General features: G+C 59.2%; 21 protein-coding genes. 10 read left to right on the top strand and 11 right to left on the bottom strand.

The window, feature by feature from the left end:
• Positions 1-10: 10 nt before the first annotated feature.
• Positions 11-703 carry an SGNH/GDSL hydrolase family protein gene (locus Q0864_RS07410; protein WP_298567414.1) on the bottom strand — a complete coding sequence of 231 codons (693 nt, stop codon included), beginning with the start codon at positions 701-703 and terminating at the stop codon, positions 11-13.
• A gap of 246 nt (positions 704-949) precedes the next feature.
• Here Q0864_RS07410 and pnp point away from each other — a divergent pair, with 246 nt between their 5' ends.
• Entirely contained in the window at positions 950-3097 is a 2148-nt protein-coding gene (gene pnp, locus Q0864_RS07405) for a polyribonucleotide nucleotidyltransferase (protein ID WP_298567411.1), read from the top strand.
• Positions 3098-3181: 84 nt separating this feature from the next.
• Here pnp and Q0864_RS07400 read toward each other — a convergent pair whose 3' ends face one another.
• The 6 genes from Q0864_RS07400 to Q0864_RS07375 all read right to left on the bottom strand — a co-directional run bounded on the left by Q0864_RS07400 (position 3182) and on the right by Q0864_RS07375 (position 9219).
• Positions 3182-4177: an ABC transporter ATP-binding protein gene (locus tag Q0864_RS07400; protein WP_298567406.1), complete on the bottom strand. Its 996-nt coding sequence runs from the start codon at positions 4175-4177 to the stop codon at positions 3182-3184.
• Complete coding sequence (locus Q0864_RS07395) at positions 4174-5208, bottom strand: Gfo/Idh/MocA family oxidoreductase (RefSeq protein WP_298567403.1); 1035 nt, start codon at positions 5206-5208, stop codon at positions 4174-4176. The genes Q0864_RS07400 and Q0864_RS07395 overlap by 4 nt, the downstream gene beginning before the upstream one ends.
• The gene (locus Q0864_RS07390; RefSeq protein ID WP_298567400.1) at positions 5205-6044 is read right to left on the bottom strand and encodes a carbohydrate ABC transporter permease; all 840 of its coding nucleotides are present in this window, start codon (positions 6042-6044) and stop codon (positions 5205-5207) included. The genes Q0864_RS07395 and Q0864_RS07390 overlap by 4 nt, the downstream gene beginning before the upstream one ends.
• 13 nt (positions 6045-6057) lie before the next feature.
• A complete protein-coding gene (locus tag Q0864_RS07385) occupies positions 6058-6972 on the bottom strand; it encodes a sugar ABC transporter permease (protein WP_298567397.1) in 915 nt (304 codons plus the stop codon).
• Between the two features lie 69 nt (positions 6973-7041).
• On the bottom strand, positions 7042-8295 hold the full coding sequence (locus Q0864_RS07380; RefSeq protein WP_298567394.1) for an ABC transporter substrate-binding protein: 1254 nt from the start codon (positions 8293-8295) through the stop codon (positions 7042-7044).
• Between the two features lie 24 nt (positions 8296-8319).
• Positions 8320-9219 carry an N-acetylmuramic acid 6-phosphate etherase gene (locus tag Q0864_RS07375; protein ID WP_298567391.1) on the bottom strand — a complete coding sequence of 300 codons (900 nt, stop codon included), beginning with the start codon at positions 9217-9219 and terminating at the stop codon, positions 8320-8322.
• A 168-nt stretch (positions 9220-9387) separates the two neighbouring features.
• Between Q0864_RS07375 and Q0864_RS07370 the strand changes: the two genes are divergently transcribed.
• From Q0864_RS07370 to nagA, 4 genes are read left to right on the top strand one after another with little or no spacing between them, the layout of a single operon-like run.
• Positions 9388-10275, top strand: coding sequence for a BadF/BadG/BcrA/BcrD ATPase family protein (locus Q0864_RS07370; protein WP_298567389.1), 888 nt, complete (start codon positions 9388-9390; stop codon positions 10273-10275).
• Positions 10262-11017 (top strand): GntR family transcriptional regulator, encoded by a 756-nt coding sequence (locus Q0864_RS07365; protein WP_298567386.1) that lies wholly within the window; start codon positions 10262-10264, stop codon positions 11015-11017. The genes Q0864_RS07370 and Q0864_RS07365 overlap by 14 nt, the downstream gene beginning before the upstream one ends.
• Before the next feature lie 16 nt (positions 11018-11033).
• Entirely contained in the window at positions 11034-12062 is a 1029-nt protein-coding gene (locus Q0864_RS07360; protein ID WP_298567383.1) for an SIS domain-containing protein, read from the top strand.
• The gene (gene nagA, locus Q0864_RS07355) at positions 12059-13213 is read left to right on the top strand and encodes an N-acetylglucosamine-6-phosphate deacetylase (protein WP_298567379.1); all 1155 of its coding nucleotides are present in this window, start codon (positions 12059-12061) and stop codon (positions 13211-13213) included. The genes Q0864_RS07360 and nagA overlap by 4 nt, the downstream gene beginning before the upstream one ends.
• On the opposite strand, the gene Q0864_RS07350 is transcribed toward nagA, so the two are convergent.
• The 3 genes from Q0864_RS07350 to Q0864_RS07340 form a co-directional block, all read right to left on the bottom strand.
• Positions 13214-13954, bottom strand: coding sequence for a metallophosphoesterase (locus Q0864_RS07350; RefSeq protein ID WP_298567376.1), 741 nt, complete (start codon positions 13952-13954; stop codon positions 13214-13216).
• Between the two features lie 93 nt (positions 13955-14047).
• Positions 14048-15640, bottom strand: coding sequence for a phosphoglycerate dehydrogenase (gene serA, locus Q0864_RS07345; RefSeq protein WP_298567373.1), 1593 nt, complete (start codon positions 15638-15640; stop codon positions 14048-14050).
• A gap of 64 nt (positions 15641-15704) precedes the next feature.
• Positions 15705-16847 carry a phosphoserine transaminase gene (locus Q0864_RS07340; RefSeq protein WP_298567585.1) on the bottom strand — a complete coding sequence of 381 codons (1143 nt, stop codon included), beginning with the start codon at positions 16845-16847 and terminating at the stop codon, positions 15705-15707.
• Positions 16848-17082: 235 nt separating this feature from the next.
• Here Q0864_RS07340 and Q0864_RS07335 point away from each other — a divergent pair, with 235 nt between their 5' ends.
• The 3 genes from Q0864_RS07335 to Q0864_RS07325 are packed head-to-tail and all read left to right on the top strand — an operon-like array spanning position 17083 to position 19602.
• Positions 17083-17955 (top strand): Stf0 family sulfotransferase, encoded by an 873-nt coding sequence (locus Q0864_RS07335; protein ID WP_298567370.1) that lies wholly within the window; start codon positions 17083-17085, stop codon positions 17953-17955.
• A gap of 17 nt (positions 17956-17972) precedes the next feature.
• Positions 17973-18851 carry a phosphoserine phosphatase SerB gene (serB, locus tag Q0864_RS07330; RefSeq protein WP_298567367.1) on the top strand — a complete coding sequence of 293 codons (879 nt, stop codon included), beginning with the start codon at positions 17973-17975 and terminating at the stop codon, positions 18849-18851.
• Positions 18844-19602: a TSUP family transporter gene (locus Q0864_RS07325; RefSeq protein ID WP_298567364.1), complete on the top strand. Its 759-nt coding sequence runs from the start codon at positions 18844-18846 to the stop codon at positions 19600-19602. Before serB ends, Q0864_RS07325 begins: the two co-directional genes overlap by 8 nt.
• Here Q0864_RS07325 and Q0864_RS07320 read toward each other — a convergent pair.
• Positions 19599-20597: an asparaginase gene (locus Q0864_RS07320; RefSeq protein WP_298567361.1), complete on the bottom strand. Its 999-nt coding sequence runs from the start codon at positions 20595-20597 to the stop codon at positions 19599-19601. The genes Q0864_RS07325 and Q0864_RS07320 overlap by 4 nt on opposite strands.
• Positions 20598-20779: 182 nt before the next feature.
• Between Q0864_RS07320 and Q0864_RS07315 the strand changes: the two genes are divergently transcribed.
• Together Q0864_RS07315 and rlmN are read left to right on the top strand one after the other, a co-directional pair.
• Positions 20780-21307 carry an invasion associated locus B family protein gene (locus Q0864_RS07315; RefSeq protein WP_298567358.1) on the top strand — a complete coding sequence of 176 codons (528 nt, stop codon included), beginning with the start codon at positions 20780-20782 and terminating at the stop codon, positions 21305-21307.
• A 107-nt stretch (positions 21308-21414) separates the two neighbouring features.
• Positions 21415-22599, top strand: coding sequence for a 23S rRNA (adenine(2503)-C(2))-methyltransferase RlmN (gene rlmN / locus Q0864_RS07310; protein WP_298567582.1), 1185 nt, complete (start codon positions 21415-21417; stop codon positions 22597-22599).
• The last annotated feature ends 38 nt before the right edge of the window (positions 22600-22637 follow it).

Genomic DNA, 22637 nt, shown 5'->3' with positions numbered 1-22637 from the left:
CGCTGCGGCCTTAGCGCGATTGATCCACTTGCCGGATCAATGCCGCCACCCGCCGCCCAATTGCTGCACTCCCCTTTGGCGAAGGGTGGATCATGTCGCCACTGTGAAAGCTCCTGTCCCCATGCGGAACAAGATCAGCATTTGACACAAAGAACACACCGTTCATGTGCTGAGCCGTTTTGGCCAATCGCGCCTCGTAGGTGTCGCCTTCTTGCTTGCACCCGTCGATCATCGACCCGACACCGGGGCTGCGAAGGTAGCCGATCACGATAACTTTCGCGCCGGTTTTGCGGATTCGATAAAGCAGGTTCGGCACGACACCTCGGCGGCCGTCACCTGAGACCATTCGTTCAATCTGTCGGTCGCAACGCGAACAACCGCATCCGAACAAAAGGTCATTCCCGCCACCTGAGACAAGAACCCATTCCCATGGCCCCCGCTTGAACTGCCTAGAGACATTAAGCCCCATCGCGCCAGTGACGGGCAGTTCATACATCAGTCGGGCGCCCCCGACGGACCTGTTCCTGATCGGTTCCTTCAATTCAGTCGACACCACGTCGGCAATCGACCGACCCCGCTGTTTGTGCCAAGCCAACAAGCTGTCGCCGATCGCCAGAATACGCGGTGCGGCTTCTGCGAAAGTCGCGGTCGGTCCTGACGTCAAGGTCAGGATCCAGATACACATCACCAGCCGAAACATCATTTTGTCGCTTCTCCTCGGAACTAGGGTCACCTGTATACAGAATGTCCGGCGTTTGTAAAAATCCGGTTACCTGCCAACGGAAATCGCGCCCCTTCCCCTACACCTGTTTTTCCTATATGGACCGCCCATCTGAGACGTGACGCTTCGACCCCGGCGCATGACAAGGTAGAGGGGTCGGCGGCAATGGGGCCGCCATGACAACGGAAGACCCGGAGGGCCGGGAGTGCTTCCAACTAGGAAAACATAATGTTTGACGTAACGACAAAATCGATTGAGTGGGGCGAAGAAACCCTCACTCTGGAAACGGGCAAAGTTGCCCGTCAGGCTGACGGCTCGGTTATCGCCACTTTGGGCGAAACTTCGGTCATGGCCAACGTAACCTTTGCGAAGGAACAGAAGCCCGGTCAGGACTTCTTCCCGCTGACGGTTCACTATAATGAAAAATACTATGCAGCCGGCAAAATCCCCGGTGGCTTCTTCAAACGCGAAGCGCGCCCGACGGAAAAAGAGACGCTGACATCGCGTCTGATCGACCGTCCAATCCGCCCGCTGTTCGTCCCCGGCTTCAAGAACGAAGTTCTGGTGATCTGCACCGTGCTGAGCCACGACCTTGTCAACGATCCCGACATCGTGGCGATGATCGCGGCCTCGGCGGCGCTGACCATTTCGGGTGCGCCCTTCATGGGTCCGATTGCTGCCGCGCGCGTTGGTTATGAGGATGGCGAATACATCCTGAACCCGACTTGCGACGACATGCACCAGCTGCGCAACAATCCCGACCAACGTCTGGACCTTGTTGTTGCTGGTACCAAAGACGCCGTGATGATGGTTGAATCGGAAGCTTACGAGCTGACCGAAGCCGAAATGCTGGGTGCCGTGAACTTTGCGCACCAACAAATTCAGCCGGTCATCGACCTGATCATTGATCTGGCCGAAGACGCTGCGAAAGAGCCTTTCGACTATCAGCCTGCTGACTATTCGGACCTTTACGCCGCTGTGAAAGCGGCTGGCGAGGACAAGATCCGCGCAGCTTATGGCAACACCGACAAGCAGGAACGCGTTGCGGCGCTGTCTGCTGCCAAGGACGCCATCAAAGCCGCTCTGACGGAAGAGCAGCTCGCTGATGAAAACCTTGGTTCCGCGCTGAAGAAGCTGGAAAGCTCGGTTGTGCGTGGCGATGTCGTCAAGACTGGCAAGCGTATCGACGGTCGCGCACTGGACACCGTGCGCCCGATCGTATCGGAAGCAGGTATCCTGCCCCGGACACACGGTTCGGCCCTGTTCACCCGCGGTGAAACACAGGGTCTGGTCGTGACCACTCTGGGCACCGGCGACGACGAACAGATGATCGACGCGCTGACCGGCACCTACAAGTCGAACTTCATGCTGCACTACAACTTCCCGCCCTATTCGGTCGGCGAAGTGGGTCGCTTCGGCTTCACCGGTCGTCGCGAAATCGGTCACGGCAAGCTGGCTTGGCGTGCGTTGCAGGCGGTTCTGCCGTCGGCCACCGACTTCCCCTACACCATCCGCGTCGTGTCCGAGATCACCGAGTCGAACGGCTCGTCCTCGATGGCGTCGGTCTGTGGTGGTTCGCTGTCCATGATGGACGCGGCCGTGCCGCTGAAAGCGCCGGTTGCTGGTGTGGCCATGGGTCTGATACTGGAAGATGACGGCTCTTACGCTGTGTTGACCGACATTCTGGGTGACGAAGATCACCTGGGCGACATGGACTTCAAAGTGGCTGGTACCGAAGACGGCATCACGTCGCTGCAGATGGACATCAAGGTTGCAGGCATCACGCCCGAGATCATGGAGAAAGCCCTGGCGCAAGCCAAACAAGGCCGTCTGCATATCTTGGAAGAGATGAACAAAGCCCTGTCCGCTGGCCGCGCCGAGTTTTCGGCCCACGCCCCGCGCATCGAGACGATGAACGTGCCCACCGACAAGATCCGTGAAGTGATCGGGTCGGGCGGTAAGGTCATCCGCGAGATCGTGGAAGTGTCGGGCGCGAAGGTCGACATCAACGATGACGGCGTAATCAAGATCGCATCGCCCAATGGCGACGCCATCCAGAAGGCCTATGACATGATCCACGCGATCGTGGCAGAGCCGGAAGAAGGCGCGATCTATACCGGTAAAGTCGTGAAGATCGTCGATTTCGGCGCCTTCGTGAACTTCTTCGGCAAGCGCGACGGCCTTGTGCATGTCAGCCAGATCGAAAACCGCCGCCTGAACCACCCCTCGGACGTTCTGAAGGAAGGCCAGGAAGTGAAAGTCAAACTGCTTGGCTTCGACGATCGCGGCAAGGTGCGCCTGTCGATGAAGGTCGTCGATCAGGAAACCGGCGAAGAAATCGCGCCTGAGCAGAAGAAAAAAGACGAAGACGCATAAGTCGCGGATCGTTTGAAATTGGAAAGCCCCGGTGGAAACGCCGGGGCTTTTTATTTCTACGCGTCGGACATGTCAGGCCGTGGCCTAGGCCAGGCGCTGTCCGTCACCGTCGAAGAAATAGGTCCGGTCTGGAGAATACCCCAACGAAATCGCCTGTCCTGCCTGAACCTCATGCTGGCCGAACAAGCGCGCGGTGATCTGGTGCTCACCAAGCGTCGCGATAACGTTGGTGTCACCGCCCAAGTGTTCGACATGCATGACCTGAGCTTTGATCTGTCCTTCCCCGGCGATCGAGAGGTCTTCTGGGCGCACACCCAAGATCCGCGTGTCTCCGGGGGTCATCAACTCTGCCGGTAGAAAGTTCATCGCGGGGGATCCCAGGAACCCGGCTACAAACTGGTTCACGGGGTTGTTGTAAAGCTCCATCGGGCTGCCGACCTGTTCGACCCGCCCATCCCGCAAGACCACGATCTTGTCGGCCAGCGTCATCGCCTCGGTCTGATCATGGGTCACATAAATCATCGAGGCGCCAAGCTGGTCGTGCAGGTTCGCGATCTCGATACGGGTGTTCATGCGCAAGGCGGCATCAAGGTTCGACAAGGGTTCGTCAAACAAAAACAGCTTTGGCTGACGCACGATAGCGCGGCCAATGGCAACACGTTGGCGTTGGCCACCTGAAAGCTCGGAGGGAAAGCGATCCAGATAAGCGTCAAGGTCAAGCATCCGGCTGGCTTCGCTAACGCGCTGTTCGATAACCTCGGCGCTTTGGCGTTCCTGTTTCAGCGCCAGCGACATGTTCTTGCGCACGTTCAGGTGGGGATAAAGCGCATAGCTTTGAAACACCATGGCAATGCCGCGTTTCGATGGCGGGGTCTGGTTGACCACCTCATCGGCAATGCGGATCTCGCCCGAGCTGGCATCTTCAAGCCCAGCGATCACGCGCAACAACGTGGATTTCCCACAGCCGGACGGGCCGACGAAGACGACGAACTCTCCGTCTTCGACTTCGATATTGATGTCTTTGAGCACATGAACCGGCCCGAAAGACTTGTTCACGTTGGTCAGGGTCAGCGCCGTCATGGCGTTACCTCCTTCAGGCTAACGGGTTGTCCGGTGCGGATGCTTTCATCCGCGGCAAGGCAGATTGAAAGCGATTGCACCGCGTCTTGCATGTGCCGGGTCAGGTCGAGGTTCTGGGTGATCGCGCGCAGCATGAAATCCTGTTCGGCGTCGCACAGTGCCTGATGGCCGGGTTCGTCCGGCAGGTCGATCACTTCGTCGCCATCAGGGCGGTGGACCAAAAGCCCACCCACCTTGGTGTGTCCATCCACGTCGGATGACCCGCTTTTGTCAGTCTCGGTGATGGAAACAGCACCGGCAGGTGACACCACATCTTTGACGAAGAACGCGGTTTCCGACATCATCGGTCCCCAGCCAGCTTCATACCAGCCGACCGAGCCGTCATCAAAGACGACCTGAAACTGACCATAGTTATACATGTCGGGCGCAATTTCGTCCGACAGGCGCAGGCCCATCCCGTGCACGCGGACAGGTTTGGCGTCGGTGATTTGGCACCAGACATCCACATAGTGCACACCGCAATCCACGATGGGGCTGGTGGTTTGCATCAGGGCTTTGTGAGTGTCCCACTCGGCGCCGCTGCTTTGCTGGTTCAGGTTCATTCGGAACACATACGGCCCACCCAAGGCGCGGGCTTCGTCGATCAGGCGCACCCAAGATGGATGATGACGCAGGATATAGCCGACAACCAGCTTTCGGTTGGTGCGAATGGCGGTGTCCACGACGCGGTGTGCGTCCTCGACCGTGGTGGCCAGGGGCTTTTCGACGAACGCATGTGCGCCCGCCTCCATCGCCGCACAGGCATATTCCGCGTGACTGTCGGAATAGGTAGCGATCACGACGAGGTCGGGCTTGGTTTGCGCCAGTGCCGTGTCGTAATCCGTGAAGATCGGGTAGCCTGCCAGCTCCGGGTGATCGACCTTGCCAGACCGGTTGACCAAGCCGACCACTGTCGCGTCTGCGTGGTGGTGGTGGGCCAGCGCATGGGCCATCCCCATATTGCCAAGCCCTGCAATCAAAACGCGGATCATTTGACGGCTCCCGAGGTGATGCCCCGAATTAGCTGACGCGAGAAAATGACGTAGAGCACCAAAACCGGCAGGATCGCCATGGAAAGCGCCGACAGCACCGCGTTCCAGTCGGTGACGAATTGGCCGATAAAGACCTGACTGCCCAGGGTAAGCGTTTTGGTTTCCTCGGCCGGAGCAAGGATCAGTGGAAACCACAGGTCGTTCCAGATCGGGATCATGTTGAACACCGCGACCGTCGCCATGGCAGGGCGCACAAGCGGCAGCACAAGCTTGAAGAAGATTGTGTATTCGGTCAGCCCATCAATCCGCCCGGCGTTCTTCAGGTCGTCACTGACCTGTCGCATGAACTCGGACAGGATGAACACCGCCAGTGGTAGCCCCTGCGCCGTATAGACAAGGATCAAAGCCCACAGCGAATTCACCAACCCTGTGGCCACCATCATCTCTAGAATCGCGACGGTGCCAATACGGATCGGGATCATGATGCCAAGCGCCAGATAGAGCCCCATCAGCGTATTGCCTTTAAAGCGGTATTCGCTAAGTGCGAAGGCCGCCATGGCGCCAAACAGAAGCACAAAAAACAGCGTCGCGACCGTGACGATCAGCGAGTTTTGAAAGTAGAGGAAGAAATCCCCCTGCTTCATCACGGTCTGATACCCAATCAGCGAAAAGCTGTCGGCGTCCGGTAACGCCAGTGGTTCGCGGAAAATCGCTTTTCGTGTCTTGAAGCTGTTGATCAGGATCACGAAGACCGGGAACAGCGCAATCAGCGTGTAAAGGATCAGCGCGCCGTGCATTGCAGCGGTATTGAGCGGATTTGTGCGGGCCTTGTTCATCGTCACATGCTCCTTACAGCTGATATCGGCGCATCCGGCTTTGGATGCCGAAAAGGTAAAGACAAACGCCAATCAGGATTATCGCAAACATGGCGCTGGCGATCGCGGACCCCATATGCGGATCTCCCAGTTGAAGCTGGAAGCCAAAGAAGGTGCGATACATGAACGTGCCAAGGATATCGGTCGAGAAATCCGGCCCCGCCAGCGCGCCTTGTGCGGCATAGATCAGGTCGAAGGCGTTGAAGTTGCCCACAAATGTCAGGATCGAGATAATCCCGATGGATGGCAGGATCAGAGGCAGTTTGATTTTCCAGAAGGCGGACGGCCCGGTGATGCCGTCAATCTCTCCGGCTTCCAGTATTTCTTCGGGGATCGACAGAAGGGCCGCATAGATCAGCATCATCGGGATCCCGACGAACTGCCAGACCGAAATCAGCGCCAGCGTCGTCAGTGCGTATTCCTCTTTGCCCAGCCACGGCGCGAACAGGGCCTTAAGGCCAACCGCATCCAACATGGAAGGTGCAATGCCCCAGATCGGCGACAGGATCAGTTTCCAGGCAAATCCGACGATCACGAAGCTAAGGATTGTCGGGATGAAGATGGCCGACCGATAGAGCGCTGCAAAGCGCAAGCGCGGGTGAGACAGGATTGCGGCAAGCGCCACCCCAATCGGGTTTTGCACCAGCATATGCACGATAAAGAACCAGAAATTGTTGCCCAGCGCGTTCCAGAATTGTTCGGACCAGATGGGATCGCCAAACAGGGTGCGAAAGTTCGTGAGCCCGACGAAGACACGTTCCTGATCGACTTTGCTGAACAGGGCCAGCCGCAAGGTGTTGAACAGGGGGAAGATCATGACCGCCGTGTAAACCAGCACCGCGGGGGCAAGGAACACGGCGATATGCCAGCGGATGCGAGGTTTTTGCATGGGAAACTCCGGTCGGTGGCCCGAACGCACGGGTGTCGCGCGTTCGGGCAATTTGCTACAATGCAAGGCTTATTGTTGCGGTGCGTACCAGCTGGCGAGACCGTCTTGCAGCTTCTGGCCAAGCGCCTCGGGTGTTTCAGCACCCTTGATCGCAGCCACCGATGCACCCCATGTATCGTTCTCGAGGTTTGGCGTGCCGCGCGACAGAATCTGATAGGTCGACCGGATGGTGCTTTCGCACTCGCCGCGCCAGCTTACGAATTCTTTCGCAAGCGGGTCTTCCATTTCAACCGGCGTCTCTGACAGCGGGAAGAACCCGGGCAGCGCGTTGCCGAAGATCGAGGCGAATTCAGGCGATGCAACCCATGCCAAGAAGGTCTTTGCAGCGTCTGGGTTGGCAGATTTCGTGTTCATGCCAATGCCGATATCGGTGTGATCCGAGATATAGCAGGTGTCGCCCGCGTTTTGCACAGGTGGCTTGAAGGCGCCCATTTCGAAATCAACCAACGCGTTGAAGCCCGAGATTTCCCATGACCCGGCCGGATAAACCGCGGCACGCCCCAGCGTGAACAGGTTTTGGCTGTCGGGATAGGTCTGTGCCTCGTAACCGTCGCCCAGATAAGGCGCCCACTTGGCCAATGTCGCATAAGGTGCAACCCATTGCGGGTCGGTCAGCTTTTGCTCACCTTTGATCAGCGCCTGCCGACCTTCCTCACCTTTCCAATAGTTTGGACCGATGTTGTTATAGCCCATTGTGGCGGCTTCCCACTGATCATTGGTGCCCATGGCCATCGGGATATAGGTGCCGTCTTGCTTGATTGTCTCAAGGGCAGCGAAGAATTCATCCTCGGTGGTTGGCGCTTCGATCCCCAGCTCGGCAAAGGCATCCTTGTTGTAGATGAAGCCGTGGATGACGGAAGCCATCGGCACACAGAAGCTGGCTGAACCATCGTCCGTCTGCCACGCGGATTTCGCCACGTCCGAGAAATTGCCCATCGCCTCCATACCGCTCAGGTCAGCCAAGTGCCCGGCTTCGAAAAGCGCAAGTGACGCGTCGAACGGGCGACAGGTGATCAGATCACCCGCCGATCCTGCGTCCAGCTTCGAGTTCAGCACGGCATTATATTCGGCAGGGGCCGACGGAGTGAAATTCACCTTGATCCCAGGGTGTTCGGCTTCAAAAGCGGGGATGATCTTGTCCTGCCAAAGTGTCAGGTCATCGTTGCGCCAGCTTTCAATGGTCAGCGTAACATCTTCAGCATAGGCGCTGGTCGCGACAAGGGCTGAACTGGCCAGTGCCAGTGTCATCAGGTTGCGTTTCATTTGGTTCCTCCCAGAATTACCAATTCAAGATTGTATTGCGTTCAATCGCTCCAATGCGGGGCGAAGGTGATCACCCGTCTCACGTAACAATAGACGGGCAGCTTCGACGGACGACGCGCCGGCGGCCACAAGGACCGCACATTTTACGTTCCCCTTTGCTGCCGCAAGCGCAGTCGCGGCGGCCTTGGGCCCTACACCCGCAATGCGGCATACGATACCGTTGGCGCGTTGGTGCAGCTTGGCGTTGTCGGCCCGCAGATTGACCATCATACCATCATGGATATGACCCAGCCGAACGGCCGCAAGCGTAGACAACATGTTCAGGGCAATTTTCTGCGCCGTGCCCGCCCCCATTCTGGTTGATCCAGAAATGACCTCGGGTGGGGTTGCAAGAAGAATGGGATGGTCGCTGCTGGTCAAAAGTGCCGACCCGGCGTTATTGGCAATGCCGATCACCGTAGCGCTTGCCTTGCGGGCGATACGGACAGCTTCCAACGTATAGGGTGTGGTCCCGCTGGCGGACACAGCTATGACAGTGTCGTTGTCACTGAGCCCGGACAGAGCGTCGGCAAGAGAAGCCGTATCGTCTTCTGTGTCACCGGGCATTTCGGATGTGGTGGGTATGCCGCCTGCCATCAGGATTTGCACCTGCCGGGATGGAATGCTGAATGTGCCGCCCAGCTCCAGCGCATCAGCAGCGGCCATCAGCCCAGATGATCCCGCGGCGACATAGCGCAAAACGCCACCGCGCCGCAAGGTGTCAGCGATCGCGTCTGCGGCATCGCTGATCTGGGAGGTGGCGGCGCGCACAGCCATCGCAGCGGCGATCTGACCCTCAGCCAGAAGGGCCGCGGCATGTATTGCCGGGCGCGCATCAAGGCCAATGGCTTCACCGTGCAATTGCTCTGTGGCGTTGGCCGTCACGTGATTCCCCCCTTGGTTCGAGTCGATCATACCTTTTAGATACCATTTGTCTACCATTTACTTTTTTCGCCGTAACTGGGCGGTATTGGAGTGAAATACCCCCATCCAAGCTGCTTTGGTTATGTTTCGGTCTTTTATTTACCTCAAAGGTATCTTATAGGTATTTATATGAGAGACTCGAAAAATCACCCGGTCATAGCCGTCGATGGTGGCGGAACGCGTTGTCGCTTTGCCTTTTCGCACGCCAATGAACGCATCGTGATTGAGACAGGGTCGGCAAATGTTTCGACCAACTTTGACGCCGCGTGCAGCGAAATCACGCGAGGGATCGAAGCGTTGGTAATGCGCGCTGGTTTGGATTGGGCCACCATTGCAAGCATTCCGGCCTATTTTGGCTTGGCGGGCGCAATCGACCAGAAGATCACCGATCGGCTGGCGTCTGCGATGCCATTTACCCATGTTCGCATCGAAGACGACCGCACGGCGGCTTTGCGCGGAGCGTTGGGCGCGTCTGACGGGATGATCGCGCATTGCGGCACCGGGTCATTTGTTGCCGCGCGCATGAATGGCGCGACACGCCTGGTCGGCGGGTGGGGGTCTGTTCTGGGCGATCCGTCTTCGGCACAATGGGTAGGGCGGCGCGCGCTGAGCCGGACCCTTGACGTTGTCGACGGACTGCGGGCCGAGGCGGATCTGTCCAACCTTCTTTTGCAGCGCCACGGCGGAGCCGCGGGGATCGTGGCTTGGGCCGCGGCAGCCACGGCTGTCGATTTCGGCGCTATTGCGCGCGACGTGACCCGGTGCGCCGAACAGGGCGACCAGCTTGCGAAGGGCATTTTGCAGGACGCATCAGATGCGATTTCGGACATCTTGAAGGCGCTGGGCTGGGTGCCCGGTACCACGATCTGCCTGACCGGCGGCATTGGCCCGCATTTCGCCCCCTATTTGCCCAACGCGATGCAGCACGACCTCGCCGCGCCGCTGGGTGAACCCCTTGATGGCGCCGTGGCGCTGGCCCAGGATTTTTGCAGGGATGTCAGCCATGAACGTCTCTGACTTTCTGCGCCCCAAAGAATGGCTCAGCCCATCGGCAGGTCCGCGCTATGTGCAGCTGCGCCGGCGCCTCGAAGAAGGAATTGAGACCGGCATTCTTGCCCCCAACAGCTCACTTCCGCCAGAACGAGAGATCGCAGAGATCACCGATTTGTCGCGGGTGACGGTGCGCAAGGCCATTCACGAGTTGGTCAAGAAGGGCTCCATCGAACAACGTCAGGGATCTGGATCATTCGTGCGCGAACAGGTCACGCGGGTTGAGCAATCACTGTCGCATCTGACATCCTTCACCGAAGACATGAGGCGGCGCGGGCTGGACACCACATCAAAATGGCTGGAGCGCGGGGTCTTCATCCCCTCCCCGGAAGAGGTGTTGGCCCTTGGGTTGGCTGCGGGCGAATCTGTCGCGCGTATCTATCGCTTGCGCGAGGCCGGCGGGCGCCCAATGGCGCTGGAATGCGCGGCCTTGCCGCTGGATATCCTGCCCAATCCGATCGAGGTTACCACCTCGCTTTATGATATTCTGGAGCGCACGGGGAACCGACCCATCCGCGCCATACAGAAAATTTCGGCCATCAACCTTGAAGCGGCAGAGGCCGAGCTTCTGGGCGTGGCAGAGGGGACGGCGGGGTTGAGCATCCAGCGCACCTCTTATCTGGAAAGCGGACGGGTCGCGGAACTGACCCGGTCCATCTATCGCGGTGATGCCTACGATTTCGTGGCAGAACTGCGTTTGTCGAACTGAAAAGGCTGCCAAAACCATGTCCAAAACTCTGACCCAGATGCGCCGCGAAATCGACGAAATACCAGTCGCGGTTGACCGGCTTTTGACTGAAGGGGCCACCGCGATATCCGACGCGGCGGCCGATATTCGAGCGCTCGACCCCCGGTTCCTGCTATCCGTCGCACGCGGATCGTCCGATCACGCCTGCACCTATCTGAAATACGCAAGCGAGCTGTTGCTGGGGCTGCCCATGGCATCCGTCGGGCCGTCGATCAAGTCAATCTATGGCGTTTCGGTTGCCGCCGAAGGCGCGCTTTGCCTGTCGGTTTCGCAATCGGGCAAAAGCCCCGACATCGTGCGGTTGACCGAGGCTTTCGCCGCAACCGGGGCTTATACCGTTGCAATCACCAATGACGCCACATCGCCGCTTGCCCAAGCCACTTCCGCGACCTTGCCAATTCATGCGGGCCCCGAACTCAGCGTGGCGGCGACAAAAACCTTCGTCACCTCTCTGGTCGCTGGGTTGTGGTTGATCGCCGAGCTGAAGCAGGATGAAGAGCTTCTGGCAGCGATCCGAGCGCTACCTCAGCATCTTGCGGCCGCGACACGTTGCGATTGGTCCGCAGCTGCAGACTCCATCAGCGGGCAATCCCTTTTTACGCTGGGGCGTGGGCCGTCTTGGGCAATCTCGAATGAAGCGGCTTTGAAGTTCAAGGAAACCTGCCAGATCCACGCCGAAAGCTATTCGTCGGCCGAAGTGCTGCACGGACCCGTGTCCATCATCGGGCAGGGGTTTCCTGTCATCGCATTTGCAGCGGGTGATGCAGCCGAAGACAGCATCGCCGAAGTCGCGGATGCCCTTGCAGACAAAGGCGCACGGGTCTTTGCGACCACGCAGCGGGTCAAGAAAGCTGACCACCTGCCCCATGTGCGCACCGACCACTGGATCACCGATCCTGTCGCGGCGATCGTGTCTTTCTATGGCATGGTTGAAACGGTGGCTGTGGCTCGCAATATCAACCCCGATGCCCCGCGCCACCTTAAGAAAGTGACCGAAACAGTATGACCCAATCCAGCCTCACCTTTGGCGGCGGTCTGATTTTCGACGGTGCGAACCTGCTTGAAAAGCATGTCGCCCGGTTCGAGGATGCCAAGCTGATCGCCGTCGAGCGGGAAGATCGTTGGCCGCCATCGGGGAACCATGTCGACTTGGGCGGAGATATCCTGAGCCCCGGCTATGTCGATCTGCAAGTCAATGGCGGGGATGGGATCATGTTCAACGCGGACCCCAGCGTCCACACGATCGCGCGTATCGCGCAGGCCCACCGTCGCCTTGCCGCCACCGCTATTCTTCCAACGCTGATCACCGACACGCCCGACAAGACCCGCGCGGCGATCGGCGCGGCAATAGATGCCGTAGGGCAAGGCGTTCCGGGCGTTGCCGGTTTGCATCTTGAAGGCCCGCATTTGTCGATTGCCCGGAAGGGTGCGCATGATGCGGCCCTTATCCGCCCGATGGAGGCACAGGATCTTGCCGCGCTTTTAGAGGCGGCGGCACAATTGCCCGCGCTCATGGTCACGATCGCCCCAGAAAACGTGACGCAAGAACAGGTTTCCGCCTTGGCTGCCGCCGGCGTAATCGTGTCGCTTGGCCACACCGACACCGACTATGCGACCTGCCTGTCCTATGCGCGGGCCGGCGCACGCTGCGCCACACATCTGTTCAACGCAATGAGCCCGCTTGGCAATCGCGAACCCGGCGTCGTGGGGGCGGTGCTTGCCTCGGGGGCGCTGTCCTCGGGTCTGATCGCCGATGGGATACACGTGCATCCCGCCACGATGCGCGCGGCTTGGGATGCGAAGACCGGCCCCGGAGAGATCTTTCTGGTCAGTGACGCCATGGCGGTTGCCGGGACGGATGAGACCCAGTTCGACCTTGAAGGTCGGCGCATTTCGCGGCTCGACGGCCGGTTGACCTTGGAGGACGGCACCTTGGCGGGGGCAGATTTGGACCTAACGCGCGCCCTTCACGTCATGGTCAATCAGGTCGGCGTAAGCCTTGAGCGAGCCTTGGCAGCGGCGACGCGCGCGCCACGTCAGATGCTGCAGCTAGCCCCACGGATCGCGCCCGGCACGACAACGCTTGGCGACATGATCCGCATCCGCAGTGATCTGTCAGCGGCAGCACCTGTGCAAGACGCCCCAATCACCCCCTGATCAACGCGCCTGCAGCACGGGAACGCGCCCTTCTGGGGTCAATAGCCACGCCTCCCGACCTTCGATCACGACCGCGGAAAGGGCTTTGCCATGCCCCGCCCCGGTGTCGATGTTCAATCGGTTGCCATAATGTGTCACGTGATCGACCGGCGTGTGCCCGTGCACGATCAGTGGGCCGTGATCGTCGGTGCTTTCAAGAAATTCCGAACGGATCCAGCACAGATCGTCCTCTTCCTGCGCCTCAAGCGCGACACCGGGCCTGATGCCTGCGTGGACGAAGCACAGATCGCCGACGCGGTGCAGCACAGGCAGTTCTTCCAAAAACGCCCGGTGGCGCTCTGGTACGGCGGCGCGTGCTTTCGGGTGAAGCTGGTAGGTGCGAATGCCCTCAGGCACACCAACACCATAGCTGGCCAGAGTCTCGACCCCGCCAATGCGTGGGTGCAGCCAGTTGTGATCAATCAAAAGCTGCGTGTCGACCAAGGGGTGGTCGCGCAAGAACATGGCGGCCATACGGTCATGGTTGCCCTTCAGGACCACCCATTTCTTGCCAGCGGCCCGGCCTTCGATCAGATAGTCGATCACGCCGCGACTGTCCGGACCGCGATCGACAAGATCACCGATATGCACCACAGGCGCATCGATATCCCCACACCGCGCGCTGTCTTCGGCAATCAGGGCGTGGGCAGCCTTAAGCTTGTCCAGATGTCCGTGAATGTCGCCAATTGCGTATATGCGCATGGGTGCCTCCTTCATGCAGTCAACTTAGCGGGGCGGGCACAAATGAAAAGCCCCGGTGCCAGACCGGGGCTTTCAGATTGGTTTCACACGAAATCAGATATCAAACGCCAGCGGTTTGACCGAATTGAACAGACCCGTGTCGCACAGGGCTTTCAAAACCGGCTCGGGCGTCGGATTGTCGACATAAAGCAATGCAATGGCGTCGCCTCCGGTGTCTTTGCGGCCCAAGGTGAAGTTTGCGATGTTCACGCCATGCTTGCCCATTGTCGCTCCCAACGCGCCGATGATGCCAGGCTCATCGTTGTTGGTGGTGTAAAGCATGTGGCTGCCGATCTCGGCGTCGATATTGATGCCCTTGATCTGGATGAACCGCGGCTTGCCGTCCGAGAACACCGTGCCCGCAATCGAGCGTTCGCGGTTTTCGGTCACCACGGTCAGCTTGATATAGCCATCAAACGACCCGCCCTTGGCTTGGGTCGTCGTTGAACATTTGATGCCGCGATCCGCTGCCACAACAGGTGCGGACACCATGTTCACATCCGGCAAGACGGGCTTCATCAAACCCGCCAGCACGGCACAGTCCAGCGCCTTCAGGTTCATTTCCGACGCGACACCATCATAAAGGATGTTTACCGCCTTGATCGGCCCTTCGGTCAGCTGACCTACAAAAGCGCCCAGATGTTCGGCCAGTTTGATCCACGGCCCCATGACCTTGGCTTCTTCGGCAGTGACCGACGGCATGTTCAGCGCGTTTTGAACGGCACCCGTCAGAAGGTAGTCCGACATCTGCTCGGCCACTTGAAGCGCAACGTTCTCCTGCGCTTCAGTCGTTGCGGCCCCCAGATGCGGGGTGCAGACCACGTTGGGCAGGTTGAACAGCGGGTTTTCGGTTGCGGGCTCAACCGCAAACACGTCAAACGCCGCGCCTGCCACGTGTCCGGATTTCAGCAGATCAGCCAAGGCTTCTTCGTCGACCAGACCACCACGGGCGCAGTTGATGATCCGCACGCCTTTCTTGGTTTTCTCAAGATTTTCGCGGCTCAGGATGTTGCGGGTCTGTTCAATCAGCGGGACGTGCAGCGTGATGAAGTCCGCGCGTTTAAGCAGGTCATCCAGTTCGACCTTTTCGACGCCCATGCTGTTGGCTTTTTCTTCGCTCAGGAAGGGGTCATAGGCGATGACCTTCATTTTCAGGCCCAGCGCCCGATCACAAACGATGCCGCCGATGTTGCCCGCACCGATAACGCCAAGGGTCTTGCCCGTCAGCTCGACCCCCATAAACTTGGATTTCTCCCATTTGCCTGCATGGGTCGATGCTGAGGCTTCAGGGATCTGGCGCGCCACGGCGAACATCATCGCAATCGCATGTTCTGCGGTGGTGATCATGTTGCCGAACGGTGTGTTCATGACGATCACACCCTTTTTCGACGCAGCCGTTTTATCCACGTTGTCGGTGCCGATCCCAGCGCGGCCAACCACTTTCAGGTTCGGCGCGGCGTCAAGGAGTTTATCCGTCACTTTGGTCGCCGAGCGGATCGCGAGACCGTCATAATCGCCGATCTTGGCAAGCAAAGCGTCCTTGTCCTTGCCCAGCGCGGGTTCGAAGTCGACCTCGATCCCGCGATCACGGAAAATCTGGACGGCGGTTTCGGACAGTTTGTCAGATACGAGTACTTTGGGGGCCATGTGTCTGGTCCTTTTCACAAAGATGAGTGGGGGAAGCCCCGCGCTGTTCGCGCAGGGCTAAAACTTATTGCGCGGCGATCTCGGTGTTGAACGCCCAGTCAAGCCACGGCATCAGGGCTTCGACATCCGACGCCTCGACCGTGCCACCGCACCAGATGCGCAGACCAGCGGGCGCGTCACGGTATGCGCCGACATCCAGCGCCACACCTTCGGCTTCCAGCCGCTTGGCGACGGCCTTTGCAAACGCAGCCCCGTCCTTGATGCGATCATCGGTGAACTTCAGGCAGACAGACGTGCTTGACAGGGTCGCCGGGTCATGCGCCAGAAAGTCGATCCAGTCGCGCATCTCGACAAAATCGGCGATGGCCTTGGTGTTGGCATCCGCACGATGGATCAAGCCCTCAAGCCCGCCCACCGACCGCGCCCAGTCCAGCGCGAACAGATAGTCCTCGACCGCCAGCATCGACGGCGTATTGATCGTCGCGCCGGAGAAGATACCGTCGATCAACTTACCACCTTTGGTCAGGCGGAATATTTTCGGCAGCGGCCATGCGGGGGTGTAGCTTTCCAGACGCTCAACCGCGCGCGGCGACAGGATCAGGATACCGTGCGCAGCCTCGCCGCCCAGCACTTTCTGCCAGCTGAACGTGGTTACATCCAGCTTGTCCCACGGCAGGTCCATGGCAAACGCGGCAGAGGTCGCGTCGCAAATCGTCAGACCTTCGCGCCCCGCCGGAATCCAGTCACCATTCGGCACGCGCACGCCCGAGGTCGTTCCGTTCCAGGTGAAAACAACGTCATTGGTGAAATCGACCGTCGCCAGATCAGGCAGCTCGCCGTAATCGGCGGTCCTGGTCACCGCGTCCAGCTTTAGCTGCTTGGTCACATCCGCAACCCAACCGGCGCCAAAGCTTTCCCATGCCAGCACTTCGACCCCACGCGCGCCCAGAAGCGACCACATCGCCATCTCGACCGCGCCAGTATCTGACGCAGGAACGATGCCGATTTTGTAGTCTGCCGGAATGCCCAGCACCTCGCGCGTGCCTTCGATCGCCGCTTTCAGCTTGTCTTTGCCAATGGCGGCACGGTGCGAACGGCCAAGCGCGGCGTCCGACAAAGCATCCAAGGTCCATGTGGGGGGTTTGGCGCAGGGGCCAGAAGAAAAACGCGGATTTGCCGGCCGCGTCGCCGGTTGTGCAATATCAATCATGATACCCTCGCAGATATGTGCCCCTCGTTGGGGAGGGGTGTCCCACGCACCGGACTAGAGGTCGCAAGACAGGCGCGCAAGACGGAAAAGTGCCGAAATGCGTCGCTTTGTCAGGTTCAAACGGCATGTTTGACGCCGATCGGAAACTTTCGGGGCTGAATTTCCCAACAATGCCCTTGCAACAAGGTGCGCGCCCATGGTCAGAGTGCCCGCGTCTAACCAAGGAATCGACATGCCGCTTGCTGATCCCCGCTTCATCATGAGCCTGATTAAAAGACGGCGCGATTTTTTCGCCCACGGGTCATTCAAGCAAGGCAAGTTCGACAAGATCATGTCGAAGCCCGCGCCGGCCAATCGGTATGCGATTTTCTTTACCCCCCGCAGCGGCAGCACACGGGTAAGCGGGCTGATTGCCGATGCTGAACTGTCCAACCGCCCCCGCGAGTTCTTCAATCCCAATTTCCTCGACCAGATCGCAAAACGTCATTCGGCTCGCAATCTGCGCGAATATGTCGAGCTGATACAAAGACAGCAGCAGAAGAACGGTCATTTCGGGTTGGAGATCACCTACAAACAAATTGTCTATGCGTTTACGACGGGCGCTCGTTTCCTGTCCTTCTATCAACCGCATAAAACGGCATGGCTAATCCGCGAAGATATCTTGTCGCAGGCTGTTTCCGTTTCACGACTGATCCAGACACAAGTGGCCCATTCGCCGCATGTCAGCTCGGACGCCCTGGCGCAGGCCGATGACCAGTTTCACTACGACGCCCGACAAATCCGCGCGGCGATGTCGCGGATTGTCTGGATGGAGCGCCGGACCGAGGCCTTGATCGCGCGGGCCAAGCTGGACAGCTTCCGGTTTTCCTATGAGATGACGAACGCCCTTGGCCCAGACCGAGCCACACGTCTTCTGGCCGAAAAGCTGGGCATGCCGGTGCCGCCTGAAGGCGTCGAAGAACAACACAAGAAACTTCCCGGCAAAAAGGGCAATGACTTTGTGGCTCGCTTCCGGTCTGAACACCCCGACTTGCTTCGATCAGTGGACCGCAAGCGCGCGCCATTGCTTGCACTGATTGAAAAGCAAAAAGAGCTATTTCTCTGACTGGACGGCCCAATCCCATGTATACCGCGACACTCCTTTCCGTTCCGGCGGCACGTAATTTGGATCCCGCCCTCGTCGACAACCTGCGCAACGCATGGGGCGGCGGCGATGCGATATGGCTTTCCGCAGACGAGGCCGCTGAGTTCGACTTGCAGCGCCTGCCTTCAAATCAGTGGGAGGTCTGGTCAGAGCTACAAGTGCTGGGTGTCGATCTGGTGGTTCAACCCTCCAAGGGGCGTCGCAAGAAGATGCTTCTGGCGGATATGGATTCGACCATGATCCAGCAGGAATGCATCGACGAACTGGCGGACGAAGCCGGCGTCGGGGACCGTGTGAAAGACATCACCGCGCGCGCGATGAACGGCGAACTTGATTTTGACGGCGCGCTAAAGGAACGCGTCGGACTGTTGGCGGGATTGCCTGAAACCGTCATCGCAGACGTGCTTTCAAACCGCATTACGCTTATGCCCGGCGGGCGCGAATTGTTGGCGACGATGAAGGCGAATGGCGCCTATGCGGCACTCGTATCAGGCGGATTCACCGCTTTTACCGCCCATGTTGCCCAAACCCTTGGCTTCGATGAAAATCGGGCGAACACGCTTGTGATTGCAGATGGCAAACTATCGGGCACGGTCAGTTTACCCATCTTGGGACGCGAGGCAAAAGTTGCCGCGCTGCGCGACATCTCTGCCAGACTTGGGTTGACCCATGACGAAGTCATGGCGGTCGGTGACGGCGCAAACGACCTTGGTATGTTGGGGCTGGCAGGGGCGGGTGTGGCGCTGCACGCCAAACCTTCGGTCGCCGCCGAATGTGATATCCGCATCAACCACGGCGACCTAACCGCACTGCTTTACATCCAAGGCTACGCAAAGACCGAGTTTGTCGGTGTTTGACCTGACAACTGAAGTTGTGTTGCTGTTGCTGGGCGCCGCTTTCGTAGCAGGATTTGTGGACAGCATTGCGGGCGGAGGTGGGTTGATCACGTTGCCCGCGCTGTTGTTGGCAGGGGTGCCGCCTGTCACCGCACTGGCCACCAACAAGGTTCAGGGGTTGTTCGGCGCCGGCATGGCGGCTGTCACCTATGCTCGTGCGGGTCACGTGAACCTGCGACGCCAAATCCGAGCCGCTGCCTTGTCGTTTGCGGGCGCTGTCATCGGGGCGTTTTTGGCAAGCTCTTTGCCCACCGACGTAATACGCTTGGCCCTGCCTGTCCTGCTGATCGCCGTCGCCGTGTTCTTTGCGGTGAAGCCCGGATTGGGCGACATCGACAAACACGAACGGATCACGCCGTTTCTTTTCACCGTCACCTTCGTGCCGCTGATCGGGTTCTATGACGGGCTGCTGGGGCCGGGTACGGGCGCGTTTTTCATGATCGGCTTTGTCAGCCTTGCGGGCTATGGCATCTTGCGCGCCACTGCTCACACCAAGCTGTTGAACTTCGCGTCAAATGTCGGCGGCTTGGTGGGCTTCATGCTCGTCGCCCCACCACTTTGGGCGCTTGGGCTGGCGATGGGCGTGGCCCAGATGGCCGGGGCCTATTTGGGGTCAACACTCGCCAGCCGGATCGGGGCCAAGCTGATCAAACCGGTGCTTGTGATTGCCTCAAGCGCGCTGGCGTTGAAGCTGCTGTCCGAGTGGTTTTAGCGAAGCAACGCGGCGGAGGGCCTGATTTCTCCGGTCGTCAACCCGGCGAAGTTCTTCACATCCGGGTTCATCCGCTTCTTCACCATCGGGTCGCGCGCATCCAGAACACCCAGTTTCACAAGGATCGCCGCAATCGCGCATTCAGACGCGCGCGTGGCCCCGTCGGTGATTTTCAGCGCAACTCCAAGCTCTTGATCCGGCAGAATCGCCACAAAGAACGCCTCGGCCCCGGTTTTCAGCACCGCCTTGCCTTTTGCGGCGCGCATCAGCTCGGTGCAGGCACGGGTTTCTCCAGCGACCAGTTCGGGATGCAACATCATCGCTTCTCGCAGGCGGACGGCAGCGTCCTGACGCGTGCCCGCGCCAGCCTTCGCCCCTGCTAACGCCCCCATGGCGCGGCCCATGCCCGCCAGCGTGGACGCGAAGTTAGGCGCTGAGCAGCCGTCGATCCCGTATCCGGGACTGTCTTCACCGGTGATGTCTTCAAACGCGGCCTTGATGGCGGTTTGCACGGGGTGGTCCAGATCGACATAGTCCGCCCCGGCGCCCAAATAACGGGTCAACGTCAGGAATCCCGCATGTTTACCCGAACAATTGTTATGGATCCGGCAGGGGCTTGTGTCGGTTTTGATCAACCCAACCTTGGCGTCGCGATCGTCAGGCATCTGTGGACCGCATAGCAGGTCATCATTGCCCAGCCCCATTTCTGCCAACCAGCGCGTCACGCGGTCGGTGTGGATCGCCGCCCCTTGGTGGCTGGCACAAGACAGCGCCAGTTGCTCGGTCGTCAGACCCGCGGCATCTGCGGCGCCGCTTTCAATCAGCGGAAGGGATTGCACCATCTTGGCCGAGGAGCGCGGCAGGATCACCTGATCGGGATCGCCCCATGCCTCAACAATCTCGCCCTTCGCGTTGCAAATAACGGCGTGACCAGCGTGCTGGCTTTCAAGGATATCACCCCTCCAAACCTCGACAAGCTGCTCTGGTTGGGTCATTGAAGGCTCCTTTCCCAATAAACGCGCGAAATTCCGCCGCAGGGGCTTTTAATACGCGCGCATTTCGCGCTAAACTCCAAGAACAGACTTGGAAACGACCCAAGCGCAACAGTCAAGGGCCGCGTCAGACGGTTGGGACGCGCAAGGGCTTGAGGCAGAGGCAGCTGGAGGCTGTGTTAGATATGAAACGAACGATTTCAGGCGCGATTTGCGCACTGGGCCTGTCGCTTTCCGCGACGGGCGTTTTCGCTCAGGAAAGTTCGAACCGGGTCGCTGCAAACACCGATTGGAGTGTGTTTGTAGAGGACAACCCAACGGAATGTTGGAGTGTCTCCAGTCCCAAGGAAACGGTGAACACAAAGAACGGGCGTGCCGTTGCGGTGAAACGCGGCGACATCCTTTTGTTTGTCAGCTACCGACCTGGCGCAAAGGTCAACGGAGAGGTCTCCTTCACCGGTGGCTATCCTTTCGCTCCGGGGTCGACCGTGACGTTGAACGTTGGCGGAACCGATTTCCAACTGTTCACCGAAGGCGAATGGGCTTGGTCAGCATCCCCCGCGGATGATGCCAAGATCATTGCCGCGATGAAGCGTGGGGCATCTGCGATTGCGAATGCCCAAAGTGCGCGCGGGACGAAGACCAAGGACACGTTCAGCCTTCTGGGCTTTACGGCAGCGGTCGAAGAAGCCGGCAAACGCTGCGGCGGTTAAGCTTCAGGCCCTTCACGACATTCTGATACGCCATGGCGCAATCCATGGCGTGACAAGCTATGTTTGCTGGACTATACCTTGCCGCCTTGCACAAACTGGAACGCGCCATGGACCCCACAGCACCGATCACACAGGATGTTATGACCATCCCCCGCAAGACCGACGAAGGTGGCAAACGCAACCTCGTGGGTCTGACGCGTGACCAATTGCGTGACGCTTTGATTTCTGTGGGCACACCTGAAAAGCAGGCGAAAATGCGGACCGGACAGGTGTGGCAGTGGATCTACCAATGGGGCGTGCGTGACTTTGACGTCATGACGAACCTTGCCAAGGCCTACCGCGCGCTGCTGGCCGAGCATTTCGTCATCGAAATTCCCGAGGTCGTGACCCGGAAGGTGTCCGAAGATGGCACCCGCAAATACCTTGTCCGCATCGCGGGCGGTCACGAGGTCGAGGTCGTCTATATCCCCGAAGAAGGTCGCGGCACGCTGTGCATCAGCTCGCAGGTCGGCTGCACCCTCACCTGCTCCTTCTGCCACACAGGCACCCAGAAACTGGTGCGTAACCTGACATCGGCCGAGATTGTCGGGCAGATCATGGTCGCGCGCGACGATCTGGGCGAATGGCCTGAACCCGGTGCGCCCAAGGACGAAACCCGACTGCTGTCCAACATCGTACTGATGGGCATGGGCGAGCCACTGTATAATTTCGAGAATGTGCGCGACGCGATGTTGATCGCCATGGACCCGGAAGGCATTCAGTTGTCGCGCCGTCGGATCACGCTGTCCACGTCAGGCGTCGTGCCGGAAATCGCCCGCACCGCCGAAGAAATCGGCTGCCTTCTGGCGATCAGTTTCCACGCCACCACCGACGAGGTGCGCGACAAGCTGGTGCCGATCAACAAGCGCTGGAATATCGAGACGTTGCTGAATGTCCTACGGGACTATCCCCGACTGTCGAACTCCGAACGGATCACGTTTGAATATGTGATGCTGAACGGCGTAAATGACACAGATGATGACGCCCGCCGCCTGGTTGAACACCTCAAGGGCATCCCGGCGAAGGTCAACCTGATCCCGTTCAACGAATGGCCCGGCTCGCCCTATACCCGCAGTTCGAACAACCGCATCCGGGCGTTTGCAGACATCATCTACAAGGCCGGCTATGCCAGCCCCATCCGCACTCCGCGCGGCGAAGACATCATGGCCGCCTGCGGTCAGTTGAAGTCTGAAACGGAACGCGCGCGCAAGTCGAAACGGCAGATCGAGGCCGAGGCGGGCTTGGGGCAATAGACGGTCCCTGCCTGTCGCGCTATGCTGATGGTTCGGGC

Origin of the sequence: uncultured Aliiroseovarius sp. (genome assembly GCF_947497285.1) — a bacterium.
In the GTDB taxonomy this organism is placed as follows: domain Bacteria; phylum Pseudomonadota; class Alphaproteobacteria; order Rhodobacterales; family Rhodobacteraceae; genus Aliiroseovarius.
This window is presented reverse-complemented; position numbering and strand designations above follow the sequence as displayed.

Bases quoted from the DNA above. Each gene is read 5' to 3' on its own strand.
- Q0864_RS07410 (WP_298567414.1), bottom strand. From the start codon at position 703: ATGATGTTTCGGCTGGTGATGTGTATCTGGATCCTGACCTTGACGTCA.
- pnp (WP_298567411.1), top strand. From the start codon at position 950: ATGTTTGACGTAACGACAAAATCGATTGAGTGGGGCGAAGAAACCCTC.
- Q0864_RS07400 (WP_298567406.1), bottom strand. From the start codon at position 4,177: ATGACGGCGCTGACCCTGACCAACGTGAACAAGTCTTTCGGGCCGGTT.
- Q0864_RS07395 (WP_298567403.1), bottom strand. From the start codon at position 5,208: ATGATCCGCGTTTTGATTGCAGGGCTTGGCAATATGGGGATGGCCCAT.
- Q0864_RS07390 (WP_298567400.1), bottom strand. From the start codon at position 6,044: ATGAACAAGGCCCGCACAAATCCGCTCAATACCGCTGCAATGCACGGC.
- Q0864_RS07385 (WP_298567397.1), bottom strand. From the start codon at position 6,972: ATGCAAAAACCTCGCATCCGCTGGCATATCGCCGTGTTCCTTGCCCCC.
- Q0864_RS07380 (WP_298567394.1), bottom strand. From the start codon at position 8,295: ATGAAACGCAACCTGATGACACTGGCACTGGCCAGTTCAGCCCTTGTC.
- Q0864_RS07370 (WP_298567389.1), top strand. From the start codon at position 9,388: ATGAGAGACTCGAAAAATCACCCGGTCATAGCCGTCGATGGTGGCGGA.
- Q0864_RS07365 (WP_298567386.1), top strand. From the start codon at position 10,262: ATGAACGTCTCTGACTTTCTGCGCCCCAAAGAATGGCTCAGCCCATCG.
- Q0864_RS07360 (WP_298567383.1), top strand. From the start codon at position 11,034: ATGTCCAAAACTCTGACCCAGATGCGCCGCGAAATCGACGAAATACCA.
- nagA (WP_298567379.1), top strand. From the start codon at position 12,059: ATGACCCAATCCAGCCTCACCTTTGGCGGCGGTCTGATTTTCGACGGT.
- Q0864_RS07350 (WP_298567376.1), bottom strand. From the start codon at position 13,954: ATGCGCATATACGCAATTGGCGACATTCACGGACATCTGGACAAGCTT.
- serA (WP_298567373.1), bottom strand. From the start codon at position 15,640: ATGGCCCCCAAAGTACTCGTATCTGACAAACTGTCCGAAACCGCCGTC.
- Q0864_RS07335 (WP_298567370.1), top strand. From the start codon at position 17,083: ATGCCGCTTGCTGATCCCCGCTTCATCATGAGCCTGATTAAAAGACGG.
- serB (WP_298567367.1), top strand. From the start codon at position 17,973: ATGTATACCGCGACACTCCTTTCCGTTCCGGCGGCACGTAATTTGGAT.
- Q0864_RS07320 (WP_298567361.1), bottom strand. From the start codon at position 20,597: ATGACCCAACCAGAGCAGCTTGTCGAGGTTTGGAGGGGTGATATCCTT.
- Q0864_RS07315 (WP_298567358.1), top strand. From the start codon at position 20,780: ATGAAACGAACGATTTCAGGCGCGATTTGCGCACTGGGCCTGTCGCTT.
- rlmN (WP_298567582.1), top strand. From the start codon at position 21,415: ATGGACCCCACAGCACCGATCACACAGGATGTTATGACCATCCCCCGC.